This is a genomic window from Actinomadura sp. NPDC048032, assembly GCF_040653175.1.
Classification (GTDB): domain Bacteria; phylum Actinomycetota; class Actinomycetes; order Streptosporangiales; family Streptosporangiaceae; genus Spirillospora; species Spirillospora verrucosospora.
Window position 1 is genome coordinate 1 of sequence record NZ_JBEZJP010000811.1, and the last position, 1,279, is coordinate 1,279.

Sequence of the window (1,279 nt, forward strand, 5' to 3'; positions counted from 1 at the left end):
GGCAATGCGGGGGTCTCGACGTGATCGTGTGTTCAGATGAACGCGGAAGAGAGATCGTTTCGGACCTGCGTGAGGAGTCAACGGCATGAGGCATCGGGGAGCTTGCATCACGGCGGCGGTCGGTGCCGTCGCGGCCGTCGCGTCATTCGGGCACGCGTCGGCGGCGGACCACCGTCCGGGATCCGTATTGGTCCGCGAATCGTTCACCGGAGCCACCGCGGACTCGCGCTTCGTCGGGTACGGGTCGGCCTGCCTGACGGGCGCGCCGCGGGGGAGCGCCGCGGCGGAGGCCACGAACCACCCGCTGAGCGGCTGCCGCCGGGACCCGGTCGGTCCGGTGCCGCCGGGCAACGCGGCGACGCGCGGATATCTGCAACTCACCGACGCCCATTTCGAGCAGACCGGCGCCGCGCTGTTCGACTCGCCCGTTCCCACGCGCGGCGGCCTGGAGGTCACCTTCGAACAATGGCAGTACGGCAACACCACACGGGCTCCGGCCGACGGGATCTCGTTCTTCATGACCGACGGCGCCCGGGGCCTCAACACGCCCGGGGCGTTCGGAGGGAGCCTCGGTTACGCCCAGAAACTCCCGGGCGGCAGGGCCGGCGAGCAGTTCGTCCCCGGAGTCGACGGCGGGTACCTCGGCATCGGGCTCGATGTGCTCGGGGACTACTTCGGCGACGGTGAAGGGCGCGGGAACGGCTGCGAGCGGCGTTCCCCGGCCGGGACGGTGTTCCGTCCGCCCGCTCCCGGTCCCAACGTCGTGACCGCGCGGGGGCCCGGGAACGGCTCCACCGGATACTGCCTGCTCGCCGCGACCACCAAGAACAAGACGGCCAGGGGCCCGTGGCGATCGTCGCTTCCTGGGCGGCTCCACGGCGACCTGAAGACGATGCCCGCCGGCGTCACGCCGAGCCGAGCCGAAAAGCTGCTCGAACCGGTGAAGCGAGTCGTCCGCGTGTCGGTGTCGCCCGGACCGAATCCGGTGGCGACGGTCGACGTCGACTTCCGGGACGGCGCCGGTTTCAAGCGGGTGCTGAGGTTCGCCGCCCCCAGGCCCGTCCCGAACACCGTCAAGTTCGGCTTCGCCGCGTCCACGGGCCCGCTCACCGACGTGCAGCTCATCCGCCGGGTCACCGTCCGCTCCCAGCGCGGCTGAGCCGAACGGCGGACCGGGGGGGGGGGGGGGGCGGCGGGGCGGGGCGGGGGGCGCGCGCCCGGGGCGGGCGCGGGGTCGGGAGGGGCGGGGGGGGGGGATGGTTTGACAGAGGGGGGGGGT

1 protein-coding gene is annotated in these 1,279 nt (G+C 73.0%); it reads left to right on the forward strand.

Annotation, left to right across the window (positions count from 1 at the left end; genetic code table 11):
- The first annotated feature begins 187 nt into the window (after positions 1-187).
- On the forward strand, positions 188-1,159 hold the full coding sequence (locus AB0C69_RS42410; RefSeq protein WP_360362637.1) for a hypothetical protein: 972 nt from the start codon (positions 188-190) through the stop codon (positions 1,157-1,159).
- Positions 1,160-1,279: the final 120 nt, after the last annotated feature.